The 5,588-nt window shown below is 70.4% G+C and carries 5 protein-coding genes and 1 pseudogene; 2 read left to right on the forward strand and 4 right to left on the reverse strand.

Annotated features, from left to right (window positions below):
• The 4 genes from PO768_RS27535 to PO768_RS27550 form a co-directional block, all read right to left on the reverse strand.
• A partial coding sequence (locus PO768_RS27535; protein ID WP_272648606.1) for a PAS domain-containing sensor histidine kinase occupies positions 1-1,267 on the reverse strand: 1,267 nt, incomplete at its 3' end.
• Between the two features lie 94 nt (positions 1,268-1,361).
• Positions 1,362-3,008 (reverse strand): hypothetical protein, encoded by a 1,647-nt coding sequence (locus tag PO768_RS27540; RefSeq protein ID WP_137944809.1) that lies wholly within the window; start codon positions 3,006-3,008, stop codon positions 1,362-1,364.
• Between the two features lie 33 nt (positions 3,009-3,041).
• A complete protein-coding gene (locus PO768_RS27545) occupies positions 3,042-3,839 on the reverse strand; it encodes a DUF72 domain-containing protein (RefSeq protein ID WP_272648607.1) in 798 nt (265 codons plus the stop codon).
• Positions 3,836-4,552, reverse strand: coding sequence for an ArsR/SmtB family transcription factor (locus PO768_RS27550; protein ID WP_272648608.1), 717 nt, complete (start codon positions 4,550-4,552; stop codon positions 3,836-3,838). The genes PO768_RS27545 and PO768_RS27550 overlap by 4 nt, the downstream gene beginning before the upstream one ends.
• A 457-nt stretch (positions 4,553-5,009) precedes the next feature.
• On the opposite strand from PO768_RS27550, the gene PO768_RS29225 reads away from it, so the two are divergent.
• Positions 5,010-5,369, forward strand: a complete 360-nt coding sequence (locus PO768_RS29225; RefSeq protein ID WP_336297791.1) for a hypothetical protein — start codon at positions 5,010-5,012, stop codon at positions 5,367-5,369.
• A gap of 26 nt (positions 5,370-5,395) precedes the next feature.
• Positions 5,396-5,588: pseudogene (locus PO768_RS27560) on the forward strand (hypothetical protein); the annotation flags it as partial.

The raw sequence follows: 5,588 nt of genomic DNA on the forward strand, positions 1-5,588 counted from the left end.
GCGTCGCGGCGCGCTCCATCCAGGCGCTGAACCAGAACCGGCTGCCCCGCCCGGGCACGCTGTCGGCGCCGGCATCGCCCCCCATGCGGCGCGCCAGCTGTCGGGTGATGGCCAGGCCCAGGCCGGTGCCGCCATAGCGCCGCGCGGTCGAGGCATCGGCCTGCTCGAAGGCCTCGAACAGCCGCGCCAGCGCGGCCGGCTCGATGCCGATGCCGCTGTCCAGCACATCGACACCCAGCTTCACCCGCGGCCCGTCCTCGCTGAGCAGCTGCAGCCGCAGCATGACCTGACCCCGCTCGGTGTACTTGACCGCGTTGCTGAGCAGGTTCAGCAGCATCTGGGTCAGGCGCGTCGCATCGCCGCGCAGCAGCGGCGGCAGCCCCTCGGTCCGCATCTGCAGGTCCAGGCCCTTGGCATAGGCGGCTTCGGCCAGCTGGGCGACGGCGCGCTGCGCCAGCTCGGCGGGGTCGAAGTCCTCGGCCTCCAGCACCAGCGTGCCGGCCTCGATCTTGGACATGTCCAGCACGTCATTGATGATGTGCAGCAGATGCTGGGCGGCCGCATCGATCTCGCCCAGATAGCGTTGGTTCTGATCGCGCAGCTGGTTCTGCGGCATGCGCTGCAGCAGATGGCTCAGGCCCATGATGGCATTCATCGGCGTGCGGATCTCATGGCTCATATGGGCCAGGAAGGCACTCTTGGCGCGGCTGGCAGCCTCGGCGCGGTCGCGCGCCTGCGCGAGCTCGGCATGGCTGGCTTGCAAGGCCTGCTCGGCCTGCTTGCGCGCCGTGATGTCCAGCGCCAGCACAACGAAGCCGGCGACCCGGTCCTGCTGCAGATCGGGCACATACTGCACCCAGTGCCAGATCGCCGTGCCGTCGCCGGTGAGGGTCTCGCGCTCGAAGCTCTGTGCCTGGCCGCTCAGCGCCGCTCGCACATAGTGCTCGTTGGCCCGCCAGTAGCGGTGATCCAGCACCTCGGGCATGCGCCGGCCGATGACCTGCTCGGGCGCGAGGCCGAACCACTCGAAATAGGCCTGGTTGGCAAACAGGCAGCGCAGCTCGCGGTCCCAGTAGACGACGCGGCCGGGCATATTGTCGGCAATCAGGCGGGTCACCAGCTCGGCCTGGGCGCGCGAGCGCGCGGCGGCGGCCAGCTCCTGGCTGAACTGCTCGCGCTGGCTCAGCAGCGCGGCGGCATGGCGCTCGGTCCGGCGGCTGCCGAGCCGGCGCGTGCCCGCGCTGCGGGCGGGGCCTCGTTGCATCATGATCGGCTCTCCCTGTCGGCGGTCGGCCTCGGGGCCGCCGCCATTTGTCTGCCGCATGCTGCACGGGAACGCCCGCGTCCGCAAGCCCGGCGGCTCAGGGGCCCGAGCGCCAGACCGCCGCGAAGGCGCGCAGCTTGGCCATGCCGGGCAGGCGCTCGTCGGACAGCACATCGAGGAAGTCCGACAGGCGCTTGGACTTGACCATGGTGTAGACCGTCAGCGCCACCGTCGCGCCCAGGGTCAGGCCGAACATCAGCAGCCGCTGCCACAGCGGCGCCTCCGATTCGGCCAGCAGATTCATGCCCAGAAAGCCGGTGGTGATGGTGCCGATCAGGCCGAAGATGGTCACGACGGTCAGGCGCACCACGGTATTGGCCTGGCGGCGCAGATTGTCGGTCTCCAGATAGTCGCTCATATCGCCGATGCGGGACTTGACCTCGGCATAGAGCGGATCGAGCTCCAGATGCTGGGCGCTCATGCGGTAGAGCGCGCGGGTCTGCGCCTGCTCGGCCACCGCATGGAACCAGTAGCGGTGCGAGAAGCGCAAAAAGCCCTCGAAGCTGGCACGGATCGCGCGCTTGAAGCGCCGCACATTGTCGGCATCGTTGATATTGAGCCGGCGCAGCGCCTCGACCAGGCGGTCCGAGAACATCAGCAGCGCGGCCTTCTGGAAATGCGCGATCAGAAAGACCAGGAAATGCTGGTGGCGGAACTGCGCCAGCACGCCGCGGTCGCGGCAGCAGAAGAACTCGGCGTCGGCGCGGCCCACGACGATCAGCGCATGGCCGCTGCACAGATACCGGGTCTGCGGCGCCGCGCCGGCCGCGCTCCAGAAGCGGTCGTAGCAGTAGCGCTGCTCGAAGTCCTGCAGATAGGGCTCGCTGAAGGGCAGGCCGCCCTCATCGGCCGCCGCGCCGGTCACCAGGCCCAGGCGCACAAAGTCGCTGCGCGACAGTGCGCCGGGATCGTCCAGCGCCAGATAGGCCATCATCGGCATCCGGTAGTACTCGATCTGGCGAAAGCGCAGCACGCCGGCGGCCTCCGACTGGTCGCTGACCAGGGGCCGCAGCAGCCAGTCCCAATGCGCCGACAGGCGCGGCGCGCGGTGCTCGGCCACATGGGCGATGAAGCGCTCGCGCTGGCCCGCGTCCGAGGCCGACAAGACCTGACCCTCGTGCCCCAGCCACTCGGCCTCGGCCAGCGTGTGCAGCGGCAGGCCCTGGGCGTCCCAGCCCGAGGGGTAGGCGCGGCCCAGCCGGTACAGCAGGTCCTGGGCCTGGCGCAGGGCCAGATCGCTGGCCGCCAGTTCCACATTCAGCAGCACCACATCGACATCGAAGAAGAAGTACAGATCGATATGGACCACGTCCAGGCACAGCTGCGGCTCGCCCGGCCGGCTGCGCAGCCGCAGGCTCGCCACATCGTCGCGGCGCAACACCTTCATGCCCGATTCGCCCAGCGCATCGCCCGGCCGCGAACGCCCCTCGCCGTACAGAAAGCGCTGCACATAGGGCAGGAAGGTGACGAACTCCTGGTAGTGGCGCTCGTGAAAGCGCGCTGCGTCGCCGGTGTACTCGTCCACCACCTCGCGCCAGGGCTGCTCGCCCTGGGCCAGCAGCAGTTCCCAGGGGCGGCGCGGCGCGCCCGGCGCGGCGCCGATGGGCATCAGGCGCAGCGGCCACAGCAGGATCTGGTGCAGGCGCCGGACCTGCTTGGCGGTCGTCGCGACAGGCTCACTCATGCATGGCTCCTGATTCGCTGTGCGGGCCCGGCGTCAGCCCAGGCGCCCGATCAGGGCCTGGGCCGCCGCGGGCGCGCGCTCCTTGGCCCCGCTGATGAAGAACATGAACACATCGCGCGGCGCGGCCGGTGGCGAGGGAACCGGCTCCACCAGCGGCAGCCCGCTCGGCTGCCCGCCATCGCGCCAGAGCCGCGCGCAGGCCGCCAGCTGGTCCAGCGTGGCCGGCGGGCAGCCCTCGGGCAGGGCCGACTCGGTGCGCATGATGCGGCTGTAGACGAAGCCTCCGGTCAGGTCGGCGATGGCCGGGTAGTCGTCGGACTCGGTCAGCACGGTGGCCGCACCGTAGCGGCGCGCCAGCGCCAGGTACTCCGGCGTGCGGAAGCTCTCGTGCCGCACATCGAGCGCATGGCGCAGTGCCAGGCCGCCGACCTGGGCCGGCAGCAGTTGCAGAAAGGCCTCGAAGTCGGCCGGATCGAAGCGCTTGCTCGGTGCGAACTGCCAGACGATGGGGCCCAGCTTGGGGCCGAGTTCGGCGATGCCGCTGTCGACGAAGCGCCGCACCGACTCGCCGGCCTCGGCCAGCACACGGCGGTTGGTCGCGAAGCGCGAGGCCTTCAGCGAGAACAGGAAATCATCGGGCACCGTGTCGCGCCATCTGGCGAAGGTGGTCGGAGCCTGGGAGCTGTAATAGGTGCTGTTGATCTCGATGGCCGTCAGCCGGCGGCTGGCGTACTCGAGCTCGCGGCTGTGCGGCCAGCCGGCCGGATAGAAGTTGTTGCGCCAGGGCTCGAAATTCCAGCCACCGATACCCACGCGAATGCGCGCCGTCATACAGGCTCCCCCAAGAGTTCGGCCAGCCGCTGCGCGCCGCGCCGGGTTGGCCGCAGGGCCCGGCTGTCCAGCTCCGGGCGCAGCCAGCCCTGGGCCAGCAAGGCCTGCAGCCAGACGGCACCCAGCGCGCCGCCCAGATGCGGGCGGCGCTCGCTCCAATCCATGCAGGCGCAGGCCAGGCGCCGCCGCCGCGCGCTGCGCGCCGCCGCGACATCGACCCCCAGGCCCGCCAGCGCGGCAGCGCCGGCCTCGGTCAGCGCATAGCCGCGTGCCTCGCTGGGCACGGCGCTGATCCAGTCGCGGCGCAGCGCATGGTCATGCAGGCGCACGCCCCACTCGCCGGCCAGATGGTCATAGCAGCGCCGCGCCTCGCGCAGGCCATCCGGCGTGCTGGGCTTGAAAGCCGCGGCCTTGCCGCCGGCCAGCACCAGCAAGGCCTCGAGCGCCTGGCCCACCTCGTTGCAGGCCAGCCGGTAGTAGCGATGCTTGCCCTGGGCCAGACATTCCAGCAGGCCCTGGGCAAGCAACTTGGACAGGTGCGCACTGGCGGTCGACGCGCCGATCTCGCCCACCGCCGCCAGCTCGGTGGCCGTGCGCGCATGGCCGTCGAGCAAGCAGCACAAGATGCGCGCCCGCGCAGGGTCGGCCATCAGGGCGGCCACCTGCGCCAGTCGCTGATCGGCCGGGCCGGCCGGCGGCGTGATGACATTCATGCTTCGATGGTAGACGAAGCATTGCAAGGCGTCGATGGCGAGACTGTCGCCATGACTCAAGCCCTTCATCTTCATCCGCCGGTACAACGCGTGATCACGCCCTCGGTGCTGTACTTCGGCACGCCGGTCGCGCTGCTCTCCACCGTCAACCCGGACGGCAGCAGCAATCTCTCGCCAAATTCCTCCGTCTGGGCGCTCGGTGACCGACTGGTCATCGGGCTGGGCCTCGGCGGCCAGGGTCTTGAGAACCTGCGGCGTGACGGCGATTGCGTCGTCAACCTCCCGTCTGCTGCGCAATGGCCCCAGGTCGAATGTCTGGCTCGCGCCACCGGTCGCAGCGNACCTGCGGCGTGACGGCGATTGCGTCGTCAACCTCCCGTCTGCTGCGCAATGGCCCCAGGTCGAATGTCTGGCTCGCGCCACCGGTCGCAGCGAGGTGCCGCCGCACAAGCGGGCCATGGGTTACGAGCACGTGGCCGACAAGTTCGCACTCGCCGGCCTGCAACGCCTGCCGGGCGAGCTGGTCCGGGCGGCCCGGGTGCGCGACTGCCCGCTGCAGATCGAGGCCCGCTTGCAGGGATTGCTCGACGATGCCGGCGCTGCGGCGCGCGGCTTCGCCATTGCCGAGTTGCAGGTCTTGCGCGTGCATGCGCATGAAGACATCACCCACGCCGGCAGCCAGCACATCGACACCTCGCGCTGGCAGCCTCTGCTCTATGTCTTCCGCCACTACTGCGGCACCGGCACACCGCGCGGCGCCAACTTCCGGGCCGAGACCGCGCTGGCCCCGCAGCACCCCATCGGCGCCACCGTGTGAAACCACCATCCCATCAGGAGAACACCATGCCCTGCCCCCATGCCCTGCAACACCGCCCCGAGCTGGACCTGTGGCAGGCCAAACATCCGGCGCTGAGCGCCGCGCTGCTGCAGCGCCCCGAGCTGGGGGTGCGCCCGCCGGGCCAGCCGCTGCCGGCCCATCTGGAGGGCAGCCGGCTGGGCCGGCTGTTCGGGCTGTGGCTGCGCCAGCGTGACGACG

It is taken from the genome of Paucibacter sp. XJ19-41, from assembly GCF_028462495.1.
Taxonomy (GTDB): Bacteria; Pseudomonadota; Gammaproteobacteria; order Burkholderiales; family Burkholderiaceae_C; genus Roseateles_E.